The organism is Vibrio sp. 661, assembly GCF_033339315.1.
GTDB classification, from domain to species: Bacteria; Pseudomonadota; Gammaproteobacteria; order Enterobacterales; family Vibrionaceae; genus Vibrio; species Vibrio alginolyticus.
Window position 1 is genome coordinate 20506 of the sequence record NZ_JAWOUJ010000009.1, and the last position, 21341, is coordinate 41846.

Genomic DNA, 21341 nt, shown 5'->3' on the forward strand with positions numbered 1-21341 from the left:
ACTTTTACTTATTTTTGCTACACATCACTATTTTTGAGACTCAAACTCAACGCCCGTCGGGTCTCGCTCTAGTGCGACTTTCAGTACTTCATCAATCCACTGTACAGGGATAACTTCCAGATCCGCGATAACATTATCAGGAATCTCTTCCAAATCACGCTCGTTATCTTTTGGAATTAGCACTGTCTTAATGCCACCACGGTGTGCCGCAAGTAACTTCTCTTTTAGGCCGCCGATAGGTAAAACCTCACCACGCAGTGTGATTTCACCCGTCATCGCTACTTCTGCTTTCACAGGGTTGCCTGTCAGAGAAGAAACCAATGCTGTACACATTGCTGTACCCGCACTTGGGCCATCTTTTGGTGTCGCGCCTTCCGGGACGTGTACGTGAATATCTTTCTTCTCGTAGAAGTCAGTATTGATACCTAGCTTTTCTGCACGAGAGCGAACCACTGTCATTGCTGCTTGGATAGACTCTTGCATCACATCACCAAGAGAACCCGTTTGTGTCAGCTTACCTTTACCTGGCATTGATTGAGTTTCAATCGTTAATAGATCGCCACCCACTTCGGTCCAAGCTAGGCCAGTTACTTGACCAATTCGGTTACTTTCATCCGCTTTACCGTAATCGAAACGTTGAACACCTAAGTACTCTTTTAGGTTGTCCATCGTTACCGTTACTGACTTGATGTCCTTATCCAGCAAGATGTTCTTCACCGCTTTACGGCAGATCTTAGAAATCTCACGCTCTAAGTTACGGACACCCGCTTCACGCGTGTAGTAACGAATGATGCCAATAATCGCAGAATCTTCAATGACGATCTCATCCGCTTTCAAGCCATTACGCTTCACTTGTTTATCAACAAGGTGACGTTTTGCAATGTTCAGCTTCTCGTCTTCGGTGTAACCAGATAAACGAATAACTTCCATACGGTCTAACAATGGACCCGGGATGTTCATCGAGTTCGATGTCGCAACAAACATAACGTCAGAGAGATCGTAATCCACTTCTAGGTAGTGATCGTTGAACGAGTTATTCTGTTCAGGATCAAGTACTTCTAGTAGAGCCGATGCCGGATCACCACGCATATCGGAAGACATTTTGTCGATTTCGTCCAATAAGAACAGCGGGTTCTTCACACCAACCTTCGACATCTTCTGGATCAATTTGCCTGGTAATGAGCCGATATAAGTACGACGGTGACCACGAATTTCCGCTTCATCACGCACACCACCCAACGCCATACGAACATACTTACGGCCTGTAGCTGAAGCAATTGAACGACCAAGAGACGTTTTACCTACACCAGGAGGACCAACAAGACAAAGGATAGGACCTTTTAGCTTGTTGATACGGTTTTGAACCGCCAAGTATTCAAGGATACGTTCTTTGACGCGTTCTAGACCGTAGTGATCTTCATTAAGAACCTCTTCTGCTTTCGCTAAGTTTTTCTTAACTTTTGAGCGCTTAGCCCAAGGAACGCTGACCATCCAATCGATGTAGCTACGAACCACTGTTGCTTCAGCAGACATTGGAGACATCATCTTAAGCTTTTGCAGCTCTTGCTCTGTCTTTTCACGTGCCTCTTGAGGCATTTTTGATTCGTCAATCTTCTTCTGTAGCGTTTCGAACTCGTCTGGTGCGTCTTCCATCTCACCAAGTTCTTTCTGAATCGCTTTCATTTGCTCATTCAGATAATACTCACGCTGAGATTTTTCCATTTGCTTTTTAACGCGACCACGAATTCGTTTTTCAACTTGCAGCAAGTCGATCTCTGATTCCATCTGGCCCATCAGGAATTCCAGACGCTCAGTGACGTCAACAATTTCAAGCACTTGCTGCTTATCCACCAACTTTAACGGCATATGAGCCGCAATGGTATCCGCTAAGCGTGCGGCTTCGTCGATACCATTAAGTGACGTTAGCACTTCTGGTGGAATCTTCTTGTTTAGCTTAATGAACCCTTCAAACTGATTAATCGCGCTGCGAACAATCACTTCTTGCTCACGCTCATCCAATTCTGGCGTAACAACAAATTCAGCTTCCGCTAGGAAAAAGTCACTCTCTTTAAAGTGATTGATTTTTGCTCGCTGCTGGCCTTCGACCAATACTTTTACTGTGCCATCCGGAAGCTTCAAGAGCTGGAGAATGGTGGCTACCGTACCTACGTCAAATAGGTCGTCAACCGTAGGCTCGTCAGTATCCGCTTGCTTTTGTGCCACAAGAAGAACTTGTTTGTTGGTTTCCATCGCCGTTTCTAGACAGCTAATCGATTTCTCACGACCAACAAACAATGGAATAACCATGTGTGGGTAGACCACTACGTCACGTAGAGGTAGTACCGGGATCTCGATACGCTCGGAACGTTCCAAGTTCATATAATTCTCTCTTCCGCTTTCACGTTTAACGTATTACTTAAGGCAGTATATGGGGGCTAATTGTTTGGATTCAATAAGAGAAATAAAAAAAGGAGGTAATTACTTACCTCCTTTTTCATTATGGCTGAATTTACTCTGCTCCCGCTGCCTGATTGTCTGCGTTACTGTAAATAAGCAGTGGCTCTGACTCGCCATTAATGACGGACTCATCAATCACGACTTTACTAACGTCTGTTGCAGATGGTAATTCGTACATGGTTTCAAGTAGCACGCCTTCAAGAATCGAGCGTAAGCCACGAGCACCTGTTTTACGCTCCATTGCTTTTTTCGCGATAGCGCGCAGCGCATCTTCACGGAATTCAAGTTCGGCGTTTTCTAGCTCAAACAATGCTGCATATTGCTTGGTCAGTGCGTTCTTCGGTTCACATAGGATCTGAATCAACGCTTCTTCATCAAGCTCAGTCAGTGTTGTTGTTACAGGTAGACGACCAATGAATTCTGGAATGAGGCCGTACTTCACTAAGTCTTCAGGTTCAACTTGAGTAAATAGCTCACCTACCGTCTTCGATTCATTCTTCGAACGAACTTCAGCACCAAAGCCAATACCTGTACCTGTTGCAACACGCTGCTCAATCACCTTGTCTAAGCCAGCAAAAGCACCACCACAAATGAACAGGATCTTAGATGTGTCCACTTGTAGGAATTCTTGCTGAGGATGCTTACGACCACCTTGAGGTGGAACCGATGCAACCGTACCTTCGATAAGTTTTAGTAGCGCCTGCTGAACACCTTCACCAGATACGTCACGCGTAATAGATGGGTTTTCAGCTTTGCGTGAAATCTTATCAATTTCATCAATGTAAACGATGCCGCGTTCCGCTTTAGCTACATCGTAATCACATTTTTGCAGAAGCTTTTGGATGATGTTTTCAACGTCTTCACCTACGTAACCGGCTTCGGTTAGTGTCGTCGCGTCTGCCATTGTAAATGGCACATCCAAGAATCGAGCTAATGTCTCCGCAAGTAGTGTTTTACCGCTACCTGTAGGACCAATTAGAAGGATGTTACTCTTACCAAGCTCCACACCTTCGCTCGTTGTATCACCATTGCGTAAACGCTTGTAGTGGTTATATACCGCAACTGCGAGCACTTTTTTCGCGTAATCTTGCCCGATCACATAGTCATCAAGGTGTTCACGGATCTGTTTTGGCGTTGGTAACGCTTCAGATTCTTTCTTAGGGAGAACATCCTTGATTTCTTCGCGAATAATATCGTTACATAAGTCGACACACTCGTCGCAAATGTACACTGACGGACCTGCGATTAGCTTGCGAACTTCGTGCTGACTTTTGCCGCAGAAAGAACAGTACAGCAATTTACCGCTGCCACTTTCTTTGCTTTTATCTGTCATTCGCTAACCTCTTAGCCTTTACTCTTCATGAATGAGTGTATATCAATTTTTGCCAAAATGCGCTGGCAAATTACTCGCCACGGTGGCTTAACACTGCATCCACGATACCGTATTCCACAGCCTGCTCTGATGACATGAAGTTATCACGATCAGTATCGCGCTCAATGACTTCAAGAGGTTGGCCTGTATGTTCTGCTAACAACTTGTTTAGCTTCTGTTTAATCGTCAGGATTTCCTGAGCATGGATTTGGATATCAGAAGCTTGACCCTGGAAACCACCCAATGGTTGGTGGATCATTACACGAGAGTTAGGCAGTACGTAACGCTTACCTGGCGCACCACCTGCAAGCAGGAAGGCACCCATTGAACATGCTTGACCCATACATACTGTGCTCACATTTGGCTTAATGAACTGCATGGTGTCGTAAATAGACATACCTGCTGTTACGCTGCCGCCTGGTGAGTTGATGTATAGGAAAATATCTTTATCTGGATTTTCAGATTCTAGGAAAAGTAGCTGAGCCACGACAAGGTTTGCCATGTGGTCTTCCACTTGACCCGTTAAAAAAATCACGCGCTCTTTCAGCAGACGTGAGTAGATGTCGTAAGAACGTTCGCCTCGGGAAGTTTGTTCAACCACCATTGGTACTAGCGCGTCCATAATTGGCGACATTGCATTTTTTTCTTGGTAGCTCATATTCTTATGTCCCTAAAATAAATGGCCCGGATGATGACTATCATACGGACCATTGTTAGCAGAATAGTTAACGTTAAGTCAACCTTCTACGCAAGATATTGCTTATTAAGCAGCAGGTTGTTGTTGGTTAAGTAGCTCGTTGAAGCCTACTTCTTTCTCAGAAACCTGTGCTTTAGCGATGATCGCGTCGATTGCTTGCTCTTCTAGAGCTACGTTGCGCATGTTGTTCATCATTTCTTCGTTTTGCTCGTAGTAAGCAATAACTTCTGATGGATCTTCGTATGCAGTAGCCATTTCTTCGATTAGCGCTTTAACTTTCTCGTCGTCCGCTTTTAGCTCTTCAGATTTGATTACTTCACCTAGTAGAAGACCAACAACTACGCGACGTTTAGCTTGTTCTTCGAACAGTTCACGTGGAAGCTGAGCAGCAGCTTCTGGGTTACCACCGAAGCGTTGTGCAGCTTGTTGACGTAGAACTTGGATTTCTTGCTCGATAAGCGCTGATGGTACGTTGATGTCGTTTTGCTCAACTAGACCGTCAATCGCTTGCTCTTTGATGCGGTTCTTAACAGCTTGCTTAAGTTCGCGTTCCATGTTCTTACGAACTTCAGCTTTAAGTGCTTCAACACCACCTTCAACAACACCGAACTTAGCAACGAACTCGTCGTTTAGTTCTGGTAGTTCACGAGCTTCAACTTTGTTCACTTTGATTGCGAACTTAGCTGCTTTACCTTTTAGGTTTTCAGCGTGGTAATCTTCTGGGAAAGTCACGTCGATGTCGAATTCCATACCAGCAGTTTTACCTGCGATACCGTCTTCGAAACCAGGGATCATGCGACCAGCACCCATTTCTAGAGGGAAGTTCTCAGCTTTACCACCTTCGAACTCTTCACCGTCGATAGAGCCAACGAAGTCAATGCTTACGCGTTTGCCATCTTCTGCTGCTTCTTCAACTTCAACCCAAGTTGCTTGTTGCTTACGTAAAGTATCGATCATCTCTTCTACGTCTGCATCTTTAACTTCTGTTAGTGGTTTTTCAACAGTGATGCTCTCTAGGCCTTTAAGCTCAACTTCTGGGTAAACTTCAAAAGTTGCAGTGAAAACTAGGTCTGAACCTTCTTTGTTCTCTACAGGAGCGAAAGTTGGAGCGCCAGCTGGGTTGATTTTCTCTTTAACGATAGCTTCGATGAAGTGGCGTTGCATTACTTCACCAAGAACGTCTTGACGTACTGCTTTGCCGTACATCTTAGCAACCATTTTTAGAGGCACTTTACCCTTACGGAAACCATCGAAACGACGGTTTTTAGCGATGTTGCGTAGTTCAGCTGTTACAGCGTCTTCGATGTTTGCAGCTGGAACAGTAATGTTTAGACGGCGCTCTAGGCCCTCTAGCGTTTCAACAGTAACTTGCATTATATATAAACCTCTAAAGTGGCTCGGTTTTCCGAGCGTATGAGCGAAACTCAGAGGAGCTTACGCTTCATCCTTGTGTAGTGTTCTGTCCGAACACCTAATTTAAAATCGAGTATCGATACTGGTTGTCAGTACCGGACTAATCAGTGATATCTTCGATAAAATAACCAAAGGTATCTCCTATTAGCCTCAGGACAGAATTTTTAGACGCGACATTCTAGCGATCTGTCGCAACCCTGTCGAGCCAATAGCCACTATGTGGACATTGTCTGCGCTAAATTCTCGAATGCTGACCCATTTTTTCTTCAAAAATGCGATTCAGACACCGTCTAAGCATCGCCAGCATATCTAGAATGGGGACAATAGCGACTTTTTCAAGAGAATCGACCGGTTTTTTTATCGAAAAGCCTAAAAAGAGATCTTGCTCTTGTTTTACTCCACAGAGTTGAAAACTAAATCCCTAATCCTTCCTACAAACTATTAACATTTTCTTACGTGACCAAAGGAAGTTGTAAGGAGTGTAAGGATGTCGCAAAAAAAACGGATTCTGCTGACATTTTTTGCTTTCTATTTCCTGTGCGCAATTATCGGTGGCCATTGGGTTTGGCAGACCAGTTATCAATCTCTACTTGATAAACACCAATCACAGCTTGAGCAATTTTCTGGCCATATAAAAAATAAACTCGATAAGTACGCCCATATCCCAAATCTTCTCGCTAAAGATGATCCACTTTATCAAGCGCTTCTGCACCCCAACAACAGTGCGCAACTGGAAATCACTAATCGGTATTTAGAATCCGTTAATGGCGTGATTGAAGCAGCGGATACGTACTTAATCGATCAATGGGGTACAACGATCGCGGCCAGCAACTGGCGTAAACAGCGCTCCTTTATCGGGCGGAATTTTGCATTTCGCCCTTATTTCAAACAAGCCATTGTAGGCAAAAGAAGCCAATACTACGCACTGGGCTCAACATCTGGTAAACGTGGCTACTACTATTCTTATCCCATCGTATACGCTGGCGGTGTACTTGGTGTCGTCGTGGTGAAGATGGACCTAAGTAAGATAGAGGACAACTGGCAGCAACCTAACAGTGTTTTTGTCGCCAGCGACCCATACGGAATTGTTTTCATGAGTAGCCGAAGTGAATGGCTACTCAAAAGCTTACAACCACTGACAAAAAAAGAGAAAAAGCAAGTTTGGGCAAGCCAACAATATCTTGATGCGCCAATTGAAACGCTTGGATTAGTAGGTAGTTTGGACGAGGTGCATTCTGAGCTTAAACAGGGTTACCCATACAATAAAGGAACCTTGGTGGTCTCTTCGCTGCCCCTTCCCGAACTCAAACTGACAATTCGTGTGCTGTCTCCTAAACAGTCGATCGTTTGGTTCACCATGGGTTACATCTTTGTACTCACTCTAGCATTCATGGTTTTGTTTTTAATTGGTCAGCTTATCTATCACCGTCAACAGCGTCACTTGCAAATTGAACGAATTCAACAAGAAGCCAATCAAAAGTTGGAATATCAAGTCATGGCACGGACTGCCGAGTTGCAAGCTGAGATCGCACAGCGTATCGATACCGAGCAAACTTTACGCGTTACTCAAGATGAATTGGTGCAAGCAGCGAAACTCGCGGTGTTAGGACAAATGTCAGCCAGTATCAGCCATGAACTGAATAATCCACTTGCGGCAATTCGTAGCTTTGCGGAGAACGGCAAGCTGTTTCTAAAAAAAGAAAAATATGAGCGAGTGGAAGATAATCTCACTCGCATTTCTGCTCTCACTGACCGTATGGCAAATATCAGTCAGCAACTTCGCTCTTTCGCCAAAAAAACCAGTGGTGACGAGTTGGCTCAATCTCGACTGTTCCCTGTTATTGCCTCTGTAAAAGAACTGATGAAGCCCGCATTTAAATCAGGGCGCGTCACGTTAGAAACAAATTTGCCAGAGCATGATGTTGAAGTGCAGATCAATATTATTCAACTGGAGCAAGTGTTGGTCAATTTACTGACTAATGCGATAGAAGCACTCAAAGAGCAACAAGACAAACAGGTAGAATTATCTGTAGAACACGATGAGCACACTGATTTGGTTTGGATTCATGTTGATGATAATGGCCCAGGGCTTGGCTCTTTCTCACTTTCTGATTTATGTGAACCGTTTCTAACCACTAAACTGAACGGTTTAGGTTTGGGCCTCTCTATCTCGCAACAAATCTTAGCCAGTATGAATGGAAAATTATGTGCCCATAATCGAGAACAAGGCGGCGCTCGATTCTCATTGTGTTTACCTATCACTTCTTACAACACTGAACCATCAAAAGGATAAGATCATGTGTCAGGTGTTTTTTATTGATGATGAGGCCGATCTCAGAATCGCTATAGAACAGACCTTTGAACTGGCGGATATCGACGCCAAGTTTTTTGTGGATGCAGAATCGGCTTTAATAGCGATGCAGCAAGGAGAAGAAGCTGGCGTCGTGGTCACTGATATCTGTTTGCCGGGCATTTCTGGTATGGATATGCTGACAACTTTGACTCAACGCGATGCAAACTTACCCGTCATCATGATCACTGGACACGGTGATATTTCCATGGCTGTGCAAGCCCTTCATCAAGGCGCTTACGACTTTATTGAGAAACCTTTTGCGCCAGAACATTTGGTTGAAACGGTTAAGCGGGCGATTGAGAAGCGCAAACTAACCAATGAAAATGAAAAACTGCGCCTGTCACTTAAAGCCAGTAAAACCCTTGGTCCACGAGTTATTGGTGAAACCTCTAGCATCCAAATATTACGAGAGACCATCACCCAAATCGCCGATACCGACGCCGATATTTTATTGTTTGGTGAAACCGGTACAGGGAAAGAGTTAATCGCTCGTTCTTTACATGAGCAAAGCTCTCGCCGGAACCAAAACTTTGTCGCCGTAAATTGTGGAGCGGTTCCAGAGAACTTAATTGAGAGTGAACTCTACGGCCATGAAAAAGGCGCATTCACTGGCGCCGAAAGCCGTCGTATCGGTAAATTTGAGTTTGCACAAGGCGGCACACTTTTCTTGGATGAGATCGAGTCGATGCCTATCCAAGCCCAAATTCGTTTATTGAGGGTATTACAAGAGCGCGTGATTGAGCGTGTCGGTTCAAATGAATTATTGCCTTTAGATATTCGAGTGATTGCCGCAACAAAGGTCGATTTAAAACACGCAGCTGAAGAAGGTACTTTCCGTCAGGATCTCTATTATCGGCTCAATGTCGTGACCTTGGATCTCCCGCCACTACGCGAACGAAAAGAAGACATTCCAGCCCTCTTTCACCACTTTCTGTTGGTAGCAGCTTCACGTTATGGCAAAAGCTCACCTAGCTTGTCACCCCAAGATCTAGCGCAACTGATGAGCCATGACTGGCCTGGCAATGTTCGAGAACTCAGAAATGCTGCAGAGCGTTTTGTGCTATTGGGTAAGTTAATTCAGTTGGGAGAATCAAACCCAGTCGCTAAGTCTTCCTCAAGCCTTGCAGAGCAAGTGGCGGAGTTTGAGAGAGCAGCCATTGAAGGCGCTTTATTAGAAAACAACGGTAGTATTAAACAGACAATGTGCCAATTGAATGTGCCAAGAAAAACTCTTTACGACAAGATGCAGCGCTACCAAATAAATAAAGACCTTTACAAATAAAACACGTTCAAATAGCTGGCATTATATTCAACTTGAATCATAATTTTTAACAACGGGTTTATCATGGTTGTTATAGATATGAACGAAAAAGTGAGAATACCGATTGTTACAGATACCGTGCTCGTAGACGGTTGCTATCAAGAAGAGAGAAGATTCGGTGAAGAGCGTCGCAAAAATAAAAAGAGGTGGCGACACTATGAACGTCGAATTAATTCAGACCCGCGCAAAACTTGTTACAAGTCAATAGACGAAGAGGTGTGAATTCTCACACCTCTTTCTACTTTCTGGCTTCCATTACTTGGTAATGATCTCCGGCCCCATCAAGGTAGTAGGCAACCAAGTCGAAACCCATGGTACATATGTGACGATAATTAGGAATAAGAACATCACTCCAACCCAGGGTAATGCTGCCTTCACTACATTCATCATCGACATTTTGGCAACACCAGCGGTCACAAATAAGTTAAGACCCACGGGCGGCGTTATCATTCCTATCTCCATATTCACCACCATCATTATGCCCAAATGAATTGGGTCTATGCCTAATGCAATCGCAATTGGGAACACGAGCGGCGCAACAATGATCAACAAGCCTGATGGCTCCATGAACTGACCACCAATCAACAACAAGACGTTCACCACAATCAAAAAAGTGATTGGTCCGAGACCAGCCGAGAGCATCGACTCGGTGATCATTTGCGGGATGCGTTCTTCCGTTAAAACATGCTTCAAAATTAAGGCATTAGCAATGATGAACAGAAGCATGATGGTGAGTTTACCCGCTTCATACAGGGTGTGTTTGGTGTCTTTATGAACAAAGGTTTGGAAGATTTTAACGAGCGCAGGTTTAGTGTTTTTCTTGTCTGCAAATGGCCCCATGTCTTTGTATACAAAGTTAGCAATAAAGAATGAGTACACAGCAGCAACCGCAGCGGCTTCTGTCGGCGTAAAGATACCGCCATAGATACCACCAAGAATGATGACGACCAACAACAAGCCCCAGCTTGCATCCTTGGCGGCATCGAAGGTTTCTTTCCAACCAACAAAAGGTTGTTTTGGAAGGTTCTTGATTCTCGCGGCAATGTAAATCGCGATCATCAACATGACACCCGCCAGCAAACCGGGAATCACACCACCAAGGAACATACGTCCAACTGACACATCCGTTGCGGCTGCATACACCACCATCACAATCGAAGGTGGGATCAAAATCCCTAGCGTACCTGCGTTACAAATTACCCCAGAGGCAAACTCTTTTGAGTAACCGTTTTTGATCATACCTGCGATAACAATACTACCTATGGCAACAACCGTTGCAGGTGAGGAACCTGACAACGCGGCAAACATCATACACGCGACAACCGAAGCCATCGCCAAACCGCCGCGGAACCAGCCTACAATGGCAATGGCGAAACGAATGATCCGCTTTGCTACGCCACCCGTCGACATAAAGCTTGAAGCCAATATAAAGAATGGAATAGCCAATAGCGTGTAGTGGCCCGCGAATGCATTAAACAGCGTTTGAGCAACTGACGCTAAAGAGGCATCCGAATGCATTAAAAGGAAAAGAACACTGGAAAGGCCCAGCGAAATAGCAATTGGCACGCCAACCAGCATAAAGCCAATTACCATCAAAAATAGAAATAAGATATCCATGGCTTATTGCTCCTTGTTTTTAGCGTCTTGCGAGGCCTTTGGAGCCATTACGTCTTCAGCGTCACTCATCTCAGCTTTAAGAGATTCGAGCTCTTCCTCCGCTTCATGTCCTGCAATCAAGCGATCGAGCTTACCAGTAGCGATTTGCCACGTGACTTGAACAAATCTAAACGTTAGTAGCGCCATTCCAAGTGGCAAAGCGAAGTAAGGAATAAAACGTGGCAGCTTTTCATAACGCTCTCCCTCATTTAGCCAGTCGGCCATGAACTGGAGTATTTCAGGCATCGGAATATCGTCCGTTTCATACCACGCTCGGTCAGTAGCGAACGGATACCAGTAGTTCCAAGCGCCAATTAACAGCAAAATAGAGAAGGCTAAGCAACACATTGCTGCAAAAAGCGCCAGGGCTTTTCGTTTACCTTCCGGAACGATGTTAATAATGACATCGACACCAATATGAAAGTGTTTTTTCACACCATAAGATGCGCCAACCAACACCATCCATGCGAACATGAAAACGGTGAGCTCAAGCGCCCAAAGAATATTGTCGTTAAAGACATAACGAAAGATGACATTGGCAAAGGTCAGCAAGGTCATGGCACCCAAGAAGAAAGCAATCAAAGTCTCTTCAATGGCATCGGTGATTCGTCCAGCCTTGGCAAAAAAAGTCTGTTCCATAATTACATCACGTCGTCTGTAGAGGGAAAGAGCCCCCTTAGTTTGAGAGGGCTAAATGTGCTAGGTGTTATTATTTTTGGTTAGACGCCAAAGCGGCTTCGATTAGGTCAGAACCAATGTCTTTTTCGAACTTCTTCCATACTGGTTGAAGTGCAGTGACCCATTCTTGGCGCTGTTCTGGCGTTAGAGTACGAACCACACCACCGGCTTCGATGATATTGTTCTTATTCGCAAGGTTTACTTTGGTTGACTCAGCATTACGCTGCGCAGTTACCTCTTGAATAATGGTATTTAACTGCTCGCGCTGATCATCTGGTAGGTTTTTCCAGAAGTCGTTTGACGTCACAACTAAGTAATCCAGAATTCCGTGGTTCGTTTCCGTAATGCCATCTTGAACTTCGAAGAATTTTTTGCCGTAAATGTTTGACCAAGTATTTTCTTGACCATCAATAACCTTAGTTTGCAAGCCGCCGTAAACTTCTTTGAACGACATTTTTTGTGGGTTAGCACCTAGCTGCTCAAACTGAGCAACGAGTACATCAGAGGCTTGAACACGGAACTTAAGTCCTTCAGCATCAGTTGGAGAAATGAGCGGCTTGTTGGCTGACATTTGCTTCATGCCGTTATGCCAAAACGCAATGCCTTGTAGGCCACGACGTTTCATTGAGTTTTTCAGCTTTTCACCCGCTTCCGAGTTTTGGAAACGGTCAACCGCGTCGACATCATCGAACAAGAAAGGGAGATCGAAAAGGCGGTACTTCTTGGTGAATTTCTCAAACTTAGAAAGAGAAGGAGCAGCGAGTTGAACATCACCATTCAGTAGCGCTTCCAACACTTTGTCATCATCATAAAGTGTTGAGTTAGGAAACACCTGCATACAGACTTTACCGTTCATCTCTTCGTTGACGCGCTTTTCAAGTAACGAAGCCGCGATGCCTTTAGGGTGTTTGTCCGCATTCGTTACATGGCTAAACTTGATGACCGTTTCACCCGGGTCACAATTTGCGGCAGCATTAAAACTGGTAACAGCAAGTGCAGAGACAGATAGTAGAGTTAGAGGCTTAAACATTATTATTCTCCTTGTTGAATCACATCCCATCCCGTCCATGAGTAACTAGGTGTTAGGCGATGGGTACGGATGTTCAACAAAGAGCAATTAATGGACCATGTTAAAATTTATATGCATTTCAATAAATTAACACAGTCCATTAACATGAATCCGAAGTGTAACGAGTGAATTCCACCCAAGAAAAAGATACAAATGGGTGGAAAATGACCCACTTATGAAGAACAGCTTATCTCCATTTTTTTCCCCCATTCCGGCGGCAATTTCGCATAATCATCAAACTCGGGTTGCTCATCAAATGGGCGTTTTAACAGTTCGGCCAATCGGTGTAATTCGCTAAAGTCCCCTTCTTCCGCTTTATCAATCGCCAACTGAGCCAAGTAGTTACGCAAGATGTATTTGGGATTGGCTTGACGCATCTGTTTGCAACGCTGTTCGGTTGAAATCAGGCCCCCTAGTTCATCAACCTCTAGTTCACACCGAGCTAAATACAGATCAAGCCAAGCTCGCGCTGCTTCTCGGTCGAGAAATAAATCGATTACGGCTTGGGAAGGCGCATTATCAAGGTTTGAAAGTGTTCTGAAGAAGCGAGTGTAGTCCGTTTTATTCTGGTGAAGAAGCTCAAACATAGCTTCAAACAAACGCCCGTCTTCCGCTATCTTAGTTTTTAAGCCCAACTTCTCACGCATGAGGCGGCTGAACTGCTGGCTTAAATGAACTTCAAATTGACTCAACGACGATTCTAAATCTTCTCGTTCAACGAGTGGCGATAACGCATGCGCCAGTGCTGACAGGTTCCAAAGCGCAATTCTAGGCTGTTGATCAAATGCGTAACGACCCTGGTAGTCTGAATGATTACAAATGTATCCCGGCTCATAATCATCAAGAAAGCCAAACGGACCATAGTCAAAAGTTTGCCCAAGAATTGACATGTTATCGGTATTCATCACACCGTGCGCAAAACCAAAAGCTTGCCAATATGCGATCATCTCGGCTGTTTTAGTCACGATGGCGTCAAACATTGCGGCATATGGTTTCTCCGCCGATGCACAATCAGCAAAGTGCCACTCAATCACCTTATCCGCCAACAGCTTCTGCTCTGCTAACTGGTTGGTGTAAAAGAAATGCTCAAAGTGACCGAATCGAACATGGGTTTCAGCCATTCGAAGTAACAAAGCGCCCGATTCCGTTTTTTCTCGATAAACAGGTGTATCACTGACCATCATACCGAGAGCACGTGTCGTGGGAACCCCAAGGCCCGCCATGGCTTCACTGCACAGGTACTCACGGATAGTCGAGCGTAATACCGCTCGCCCATCCCCCATTCGCGAGTAAGGCGTTAGCCCTGCACCTTTGAGGTGAAGATCAAACCAAGTACCATTCTGATGCTCAATTTCTGCCAACAATAATCCACGTCCATCGCCCAAATCTGGGTTGTAAACGCCAAACTGATGGCCTGCATATTTCATCGCAAGAGGACGAAATTGTTCGAATTCACTTAGCCCAGAAAAAACCGCCAATAACTCATCGTTTTGCTCTGCTGGTAAACCAAACTGCTGTGCAAACTCACCATTCCAAGCGACCCAGCGAGTGTTGTCCAAGGGTTGTGGCTCGACCAACGTATAGAACGCTGACGGTAATTGACTAAAGCGATGGGTGAAATTGACCCGTTGCCAAATGGACATGTAGGGTTCCTTAATAAAAAGAAGTACTGTTGTGAGTATACGTGTGAATGTCCCTGTCATTCAGCCATGAAATGGACATGGGTATTTTGCGTGACTAACGCGAAAGCCGCAGGAAGGTATCAACCTGCCGCAGACCGTCTCCTAAACGGAGGTAGCATGTAAAAACGATCAAAGGGTTAAGCGGAAAATTCTTCACCCGTTTTTGGTGGCTGTGATGGCGTATCAAAACGAGCGCGTTCGATATCCACTACCGTTTTATAGCTCAACGATAACAATGCCAGCTGGTACGCGCCAAAAATACCATAGGCCACACCGACGAGGCTCAACATAAAGAGATTCGTAAAGTGGCTAAAGATCAGCTGACTGAGCAAGCCCGCACCCAATGGAATTAGTCCCATCAAAATGAATACTTGTTTGTTGTATGCTCTGCTCTGGTTCCACGAACGACGCAAACTGCGCGGCTGATGATCCATTGCTGTCGCTGGCAACACAAATGACCATCGCGCCATTACCCAATAGCCAGGAATGCTTGCAATCGTTGTGATAATAGCCATAGCAACAAAGTCGGCTTCACCACTTTCTGCAATGTAGATAAACGACAACACAAAGATCGGGATACCAATAACGAGCATCATCATCAGTCCAAACAGTATCCACCAGCCTATGAAACGGAATTCTCGAGCTGACAAACGAAATACATCCAACGCCGAGTGCATGTAATCGCCGACTAAATAAATTCGATGCACACGCACAGCCGCCATAGCGGCAACAAGTGGGTACAAAATAATTGTGACGAAATAAAATCCTGAGACATTGCCTTCTTGAACGTTCGCTTGATCTTGCCCCGTCATTTCAGGATACATAAAAGCAAAAATTGAGTGCACAATAATCAACGGAATACAAGCAATAACAATTGCGAGTAGATTCCTTCTGACCATAACTGCCGCTTCTCGGCATATTTCCGAAACAGAAAAGCCCTCGGTAGACATATAACATCCTTAGTTCATAAAAATCGGCCCCTAGGGTAACCGCAGAGTAGAAAAATCGCTTTAAAAATAATGAGAAACACATCTCATAAGATAATGAGAACGAAACCAAAATAAATCAGATAAAAAATAAGCCACTCAATGTGAGTGGCTTATACAGCAATTCCATACCGTTTTAGACGCGACGTCGCCAGCCTAATGTTGCAAGTAACATCAAAGCCCAATAAGAAACACTGCCGCTACCTTCAGAGTTCTTGAATGTCGTTGTCTTCAAAGAAGCAACAACCGTCACGATAACTTCCCCCGTAGCAGTGGCACCATGACCATCTGAAACCGTATATTGCAGCTTGATGCCGTCAGTAGGGCTATCCGGTGCTTGAAAACGGATTTTGCCATTCTCTACACTCGCACTTCCCACACCCGTTACGTTCTGTACGCTTTCTACAACCAGTTTATCGCCGTTCACATCCGAATCATTGCTCGCTGCATCAATCAGAATACTTTCACCAACGGCAACGGTCGCCGTATCTGCAAGCGTAAGTGGCGCTGCGTTTTTCATGGTTAAATCGACGGTAGCACTGGACGTTTCATTACTAGGATCAGTCACGGTTAAACGGAATGTCAGAACCTCACCCGCTTTTGCACCTTGAGGCACCGTAAAGCTTGTGCTAACACTGGTTGCATTGCCAAGAGAAACTGAAGTGCCAGCCAACTGCTCCCATTTATAACTCAACACATCACCATCAGCATCCGTACTATTTAACGCAGACAACGTGACTCGCTGCCCAACCGTCATGTCTTTATTATCAACATCAATCACGGCCACTGGCGCTTCGTTGCTGCCAAGCACTTCCACCTGCACATTCACGATTGAAGATGAGTACGCACCATCAACCGACAACAAACGATATTGGAAAGTGTCCAGACCAACGAAGTTAGCTTCAGGTTGGTACTGGTTGCCAGAGATGGTGCCGTGCTCAGGCTTCTGCACAATGTCCACATTGAACTGATACCCTACCGCCATGAAATCATTGTCCATCAGGTTCAGTTTGATTGGCGTATTTTTATTGGTTTGTAACGAATCAGATTTCGCTTCAACCAAGTTGCTCGCATCCACATTTAATAATGCTGCAAACGGAATATAAGAGAACCCGGCTTTTTCTAGACCAAACGTGCCAATCTCACTGTAATCACCAGTCCACATTACAGGTAGGGAGGCTTTTTCAGTTTTTAGCAAGCGACCGAAATCAAAGTTTGCATCAAATTGACCGCCTTCCAATTCAACGACCAATAAATGCTGACCCGCACTCAATTGGCTTGGTTGGGGGAATAAAATTCGAGATGACTTTTGGAAGTTACCTTGCTGTAAAAGCTCAGCGTTGTTTTGATTCAATATTAATCGATAGCCAATGTTTCCAGAAAATGGGAATCGCCAAACTCGATAAGTCATGTCACTTTGAGCGCTATCTCTTTGCGCATAAAGTTGAAGGCCATCAAGCTCTGTATCACTATTCAAGTCCAGTGACACCGCCAGAGTGTTACTCCCACTCGCGTACACATAACCTTGATGAAGAGAGTTCAGCCATGCTGATTTATTAGGTTCGTTTGTATGCTCAAGAGAAAAGCTACCACCGTTGGTGTTGCTGGCAATGTTGGAAATACGAACCCCAGTATCAAACCCTGTGATCGTTCTCAGACCCGGGGTCGATGTATCTGAAATGACATTGCCACCATTAGGGTATAAATCGTCAGCGTCACTCCTACCATCATTTTCTAACTCATTCAGACCATCAGCCTGCATGATTTGAACCTGCATCGCGCCAACATCATTAAAGCGGTTCTGGACATTGACCGACGTCGCCAGGATACCTTCAGCCGCCAATGCTCGGTCGTAACCGCTAAAGGTGCGATTTTCCAAGTAAACACGTGGGCCAAACTCTTTCAAGTACGGGTCGAGATACACCAGCTTGACATCGTCGTTGTTCACAGAAATAGGCGCTGGACTTTCATGAGTTACCGTTGGTACAACAAAACCAGCAGCGTGTTTGCTCCATGCACTCATGTTCACCGGAGTGTCACCAGCGTATGAATCTCCCGGTTTCTGCGCCCATGAACCGCCACCCATCACGCCCCAAGAGCCGATCGAGGCATCACTGTTCCTTGCGTACAAATCCGGTAAGCCAAGCATTAAGTGGCCAAGCTCGTGTACGATCACGCCCAAGGTCGCTTGATGATCAACTTGATAGTCAGCGAACACACAATAGTCTGTGATCTTTTTACCATCTAGTGTGACATCATCGTGAGAGAATTTGTGCGGCCAAATAGCAGGACGGTTGAGAACCCCTGTTGAACGATCGCCCCCCGCAAAAATAAACATGACAGAGAGTTCTGACGGTTCTACGGTACCATTTTGATTGCTGTCGTAGGCCGAAAGATTAAAGTATGGATCCAGTTTTTGATAAGCCTCGGTGAAAACCGCATTCAACTTGGCGGTGCATGTCTTATCAGTAGAACTAGAGTGACAGTTAGGGTGGCTTTGTGCCACAGTCACATCTATCACACCGTCATTGGCGGTGCCGTAACTCTCAAGTGCAGGAACAACTTTGAATTTACCTTGAGAGTTTTTATCAAAGTAATCCACAACGCTTTGACCATTGGTATTAAATACGCGTTGCTCAAAATCATGCACCATTGCTTGGTCATCAAACGAAACTTGCACAACCAATAGGGGCTGCTGCTTCACCGTTGAACTGCTCATCGCCTGGTAACCTTGCGCCGAACGCAGTAGGTTTTTTCGTGCCATCGGCTCAATGGTTTTTAGAGAAGATAATTGCGGTTTAACTTGTAAATCCGGGCGAAACCTCGCCGACTCAGGTGGCTCACTCGACTGCGTTTTCACCACACCTGTCGAGATCAATATTGGCGTGTCTGACTCGCGCTGAATCCGCGCGAAAAACCAAACGCCGTCTTCCTGAAGTAAGGCATTGCCCTGCTTATCTTCAAACCAGTGGAAATCTGCCGTTCCACGTAGAATTGCCTCACTGGAACTACCATCGCTCAACGCAATAGTATGCCAAACCGGTGATGGCGGAGTAGTTGCCATGCTCTTCCCTGCAAGAAGCGCAGTTAGCATAGCCATGGCGAGTGTGTTGAATTTCAAAGTACGACTCCATCTTTTCGATTCGTTAATTAATACCAAGCACAACAAACACAAAGTAACCCTATGGGCATAGAGTAAGACTGAGTGACTATTGACGAAGGCTGGTATCAATTCGCTCAGATAACACGACGTAGTTTGGTGTCACACTACAAAAGCGTCGGATTCCAAAACGCTGTTATGAGCGTAGCTTCTGAGAATATAAATTGAGTGAATGAATACTATCGAAACGAAAGGAAGAAGAAATGAACTTCTACGAATTTGTAGGTAAAACTGGGCAACATTCCACATATTCTATAAATGTACGAGCACTGCTATTAATCAATGCTCGTAATGGTCGCGCGGCCATTGTTTAACGCTATATTAACCTGTAAGAACGGCGTCTTCTGGGTATTTGACCAAGGTAGGTTCAGGACGTGCCAACATGTAGGCAAGCGTGAGCGGCCCAATACGACCAATGATCATCACCACGATCATAATGTATTTACCAGGTTCAGAAAGTTCCGCAGTCAAGCCGGCGGTGAGCCCCACTGTGGCAAATGCGGAAATGGTTTCAAACATAACTTTATCAAAGCTGGCCTTCTCGGTAAGCATCAATAAAAACATTGCGCTTGTCAGGATGGCTCCGCTCACAACGATAATTGCCAATGACTTAGTCACAGTTTGCCAATTTATGGTTCGCTTAAACATAACCACATGTTTCTTTTGGCGTAAAAAGGTCCACGTAGCCATAAACGCAACAGCAAATGTGGAAACTTTAATACCGCCCCCCGTTGAGGTGGAACCCGCTCCAATTAACATCAGAACAATCATGACCAGTAAGGCCGGCTGGGTAAACAACGCCAAGTCAACACTATTAAACCCTGCCGTTCGCGCACTCGCAGATTGAAAGAATGCCGCCAACCATTGCCCTGTTGCAGGTAAAGACGCCATTGTGTTTGGGTTGCTTCGCTCAAGTAACCAAAACATCATCGTTCCGACTAAGAGCAATATCGGTGTCGCAATCAGCATGATTTTGGTGTGAAGATGCAAAAAGTGGAAACCTTTGCGCCAGTTTAGCCAGATGTCACCCACAACAGTAAAACCAAGCCCGCCAAAAATGAATAGCCCCGCCAGTGTAAAGATAACCAACGGATCATTCACAAAGCTCATCATACTGTCAGAAAACAGCGCGAACCCAGCGTTGTTAAATGCAGAAATTGCATGAAACAAGGCGTAAAACATACCAGTCTGCCAGCCCATTTCAGGGACCCAGCGGATAGAGAGAAAAATAAACCCGACCGTTTCTGCAACAAGCGCGAAAACAACAATCCGCTTTACTAGTCGGTTTAGATTGACTTGCCGATCTTGCCCTAATGCTTCTTTCGCCAGCGCTTGTTGACGCAAACTCAAACGCACGCCGAACATATAGAGTAAGACCGCCGACAACGTCATCTGCCCCAACCCACCGATTTGCATTAAAAACATCAGCAAGATTTTACCCGCAAGCGTAAAGTGTTGCCCAGTATCGACAACACCAAGCCCTGTCACACTAATAGCGGACGTTGCGGTAAACAAAGCATCCGTTATCGACAGGCCCGTAACAGAAAATACTGGCAAGGTTAGCAATACCGCAGAAGGCAGTAAAACACCGAGAAAACTGAGCAATATAATTCGCGGTTCATTGCCTTTCGCTTTCTCTTGTTTACCATCTGGTGCGTAAAAAACACCTTTCTGATGAAAATACGTCATAGCGATTTTAATTTATTTGCGAGCGCATCTTGAGGGCCGACCACAATAATTAGGTCACCAATTTCTAGTGTGGTATTAAGGTCAGGTGCCTTGGTAATTTCTGGGCCCCGTTTAAACCCTAGCACTTGCACGCCATCGACTTTGCACAGAGCCAAATCACTTAGTGTCTTACCCATCCAACGAGAGCCAATCACAAACTCCGTCATAGCTAAGCCACTGCCTAATGGGTGGAACTCAAGAACCCGTTTATCGAGCATTTTACGCGCGACACGTATCCCCATGTCACGCTCAGGCATGATAATGTGGTCTGCGCCAATTTTTTGCAGAACACGAGCTTGGAAGCGGTCGTTGGCTTTAACCCATACTGACTTTACTCCCGCCTCTTTAGCAATCAATGTCGCAAGAATACTGGCATTGACATCCGCTCCGATGGCAATCATCACCATGTCGTAATCATCAAGTTTGAGCTCAGCAACCGTCTCTTCGTGAGTACAGTTAGCCACAACCGCCTGACTAACAAAACTGGCGGCTTCTTTAACTCTGTCTTCGTTGATGTCAACGGCTAAAACTTGAGCGCCTGAATCTTGTAACTCTTTACACACTGCCAAACCAAATCGGCCAAGACCAATAACGGCGAATTGCTTATCACCTGTTTTCATTTGTGCCCCATCTTATTATGCATTCATTAGCAAGCAAAAAAGTTTGCGCCCATTCCTTACCTTGTGCAAACCTGCGGACAGATAATTGACAAAAGCTTAACGCACCTTGATTCACTTTACGTGTTAAGCGTATGACACTGATTAACTTT

Annotated in this window: 15 protein-coding genes and 1 pseudogene; 3 read left to right on the top strand and 13 right to left on the bottom strand. The window is 45.1% G+C overall.

Annotation, left to right across the window (positions count from 1 at the left end; genetic code table 11):
- Positions 1-27: 27 nt before the first annotated feature.
- The 5 genes and pseudogenes from lon to R7P69_RS15625 form a co-directional block, all read right to left on the bottom strand.
- On the bottom strand, positions 28-2379 hold the full coding sequence (gene lon, locus R7P69_RS15605) for an endopeptidase La (protein WP_005382343.1): 2352 nt from the start codon (positions 2377-2379) through the stop codon (positions 28-30).
- Between the two features lie 130 nt (positions 2380-2509).
- Positions 2510-3790, bottom strand: coding sequence for an ATP-dependent protease ATP-binding subunit ClpX (gene clpX, locus R7P69_RS15610; RefSeq protein WP_005382345.1), 1281 nt, complete (start codon positions 3788-3790; stop codon positions 2510-2512).
- Positions 3791-3860: 70 nt separating this feature from the next.
- Positions 3861-4487, bottom strand: a complete 627-nt coding sequence (gene clpP / locus R7P69_RS15615) for an ATP-dependent Clp endopeptidase proteolytic subunit ClpP (protein WP_005382347.1) — start codon at positions 4485-4487, stop codon at positions 3861-3863.
- A gap of 105 nt (positions 4488-4592) precedes the next feature.
- Positions 4593-5900: a trigger factor gene (gene tig / locus R7P69_RS15620; RefSeq protein ID WP_005382251.1), complete on the bottom strand. Its 1308-nt coding sequence runs from the start codon at positions 5898-5900 to the stop codon at positions 4593-4595.
- Between the two features lie 274 nt (positions 5901-6174).
- Positions 6175-6387, bottom strand: a pseudogene (locus R7P69_RS15625) (hypothetical protein).
- Positions 6388-6426: 39 nt separating this feature from the next.
- Here R7P69_RS15625 and R7P69_RS15630 point away from each other — a divergent pair.
- From R7P69_RS15630 to R7P69_RS15640, 3 genes are all read left to right on the top strand, one after another.
- A complete protein-coding gene (locus R7P69_RS15630) occupies positions 6427-8232 on the top strand; it encodes an ATP-binding protein (RefSeq protein ID WP_238952246.1) in 1806 nt (601 codons plus the stop codon).
- 4 nt (positions 8233-8236) lie between these two features.
- Entirely contained in the window at positions 8237-9574 is a 1338-nt protein-coding gene (locus R7P69_RS15635) for a sigma-54-dependent transcriptional regulator (protein ID WP_005382254.1), read from the top strand.
- A gap of 78 nt (positions 9575-9652) precedes the next feature.
- Positions 9653-9835, top strand: coding sequence for a hypothetical protein (locus R7P69_RS15640; RefSeq protein ID WP_021034161.1), 183 nt, complete (start codon positions 9653-9655; stop codon positions 9833-9835).
- 33 nt (positions 9836-9868) lie between these two features.
- On the opposite strand, the gene R7P69_RS15645 is transcribed toward R7P69_RS15640, so the two are convergent.
- The 8 genes from R7P69_RS15645 to R7P69_RS15680 form a co-directional block, all read right to left on the bottom strand.
- A complete protein-coding gene (locus R7P69_RS15645) occupies positions 9869-11230 on the bottom strand; it encodes a TRAP transporter large permease (RefSeq protein ID WP_005382255.1) in 1362 nt (453 codons plus the stop codon).
- Between the two features lie 3 nt (positions 11231-11233).
- Complete coding sequence (locus tag R7P69_RS15650) at positions 11234-11908, bottom strand: TRAP transporter small permease (RefSeq protein WP_005384308.1); 675 nt, start codon at positions 11906-11908, stop codon at positions 11234-11236.
- Between the two features lie 70 nt (positions 11909-11978).
- Positions 11979-12977 carry a TRAP transporter substrate-binding protein gene (locus R7P69_RS15655; protein ID WP_017634784.1) on the bottom strand — a complete coding sequence of 333 codons (999 nt, stop codon included), beginning with the start codon at positions 12975-12977 and terminating at the stop codon, positions 11979-11981.
- Positions 12978-13189: 212 nt separating this feature from the next.
- Positions 13190-14659 carry a protein adenylyltransferase SelO gene (locus R7P69_RS15660; RefSeq protein WP_238952245.1) on the bottom strand — a complete coding sequence of 490 codons (1470 nt, stop codon included), beginning with the start codon at positions 14657-14659 and terminating at the stop codon, positions 13190-13192.
- Between the two features lie 176 nt (positions 14660-14835).
- Positions 14836-15648, bottom strand: a complete 813-nt coding sequence (locus R7P69_RS15665; protein WP_213871763.1) for a sugar transporter — start codon at positions 15646-15648, stop codon at positions 14836-14838.
- Positions 15649-15820: 172 nt separating this feature from the next.
- Entirely contained in the window at positions 15821-18805 is a 2985-nt protein-coding gene (locus R7P69_RS15670) for a M6 family metalloprotease domain-containing protein (protein WP_238952244.1), read from the bottom strand.
- 360 nt (positions 18806-19165) lie between these two features.
- Complete coding sequence (locus tag R7P69_RS15675) at positions 19166-20533, bottom strand: TrkH family potassium uptake protein (protein WP_025766961.1); 1368 nt, start codon at positions 20531-20533, stop codon at positions 19166-19168.
- Positions 20530-21192 (bottom strand): potassium channel family protein, encoded by a 663-nt coding sequence (locus R7P69_RS15680; protein ID WP_005388291.1) that lies wholly within the window; start codon positions 21190-21192, stop codon positions 20530-20532. Before R7P69_RS15680 ends, R7P69_RS15675 begins: the two co-directional genes overlap by 4 nt.
- Positions 21193-21341 lie beyond the last annotated feature (149 nt).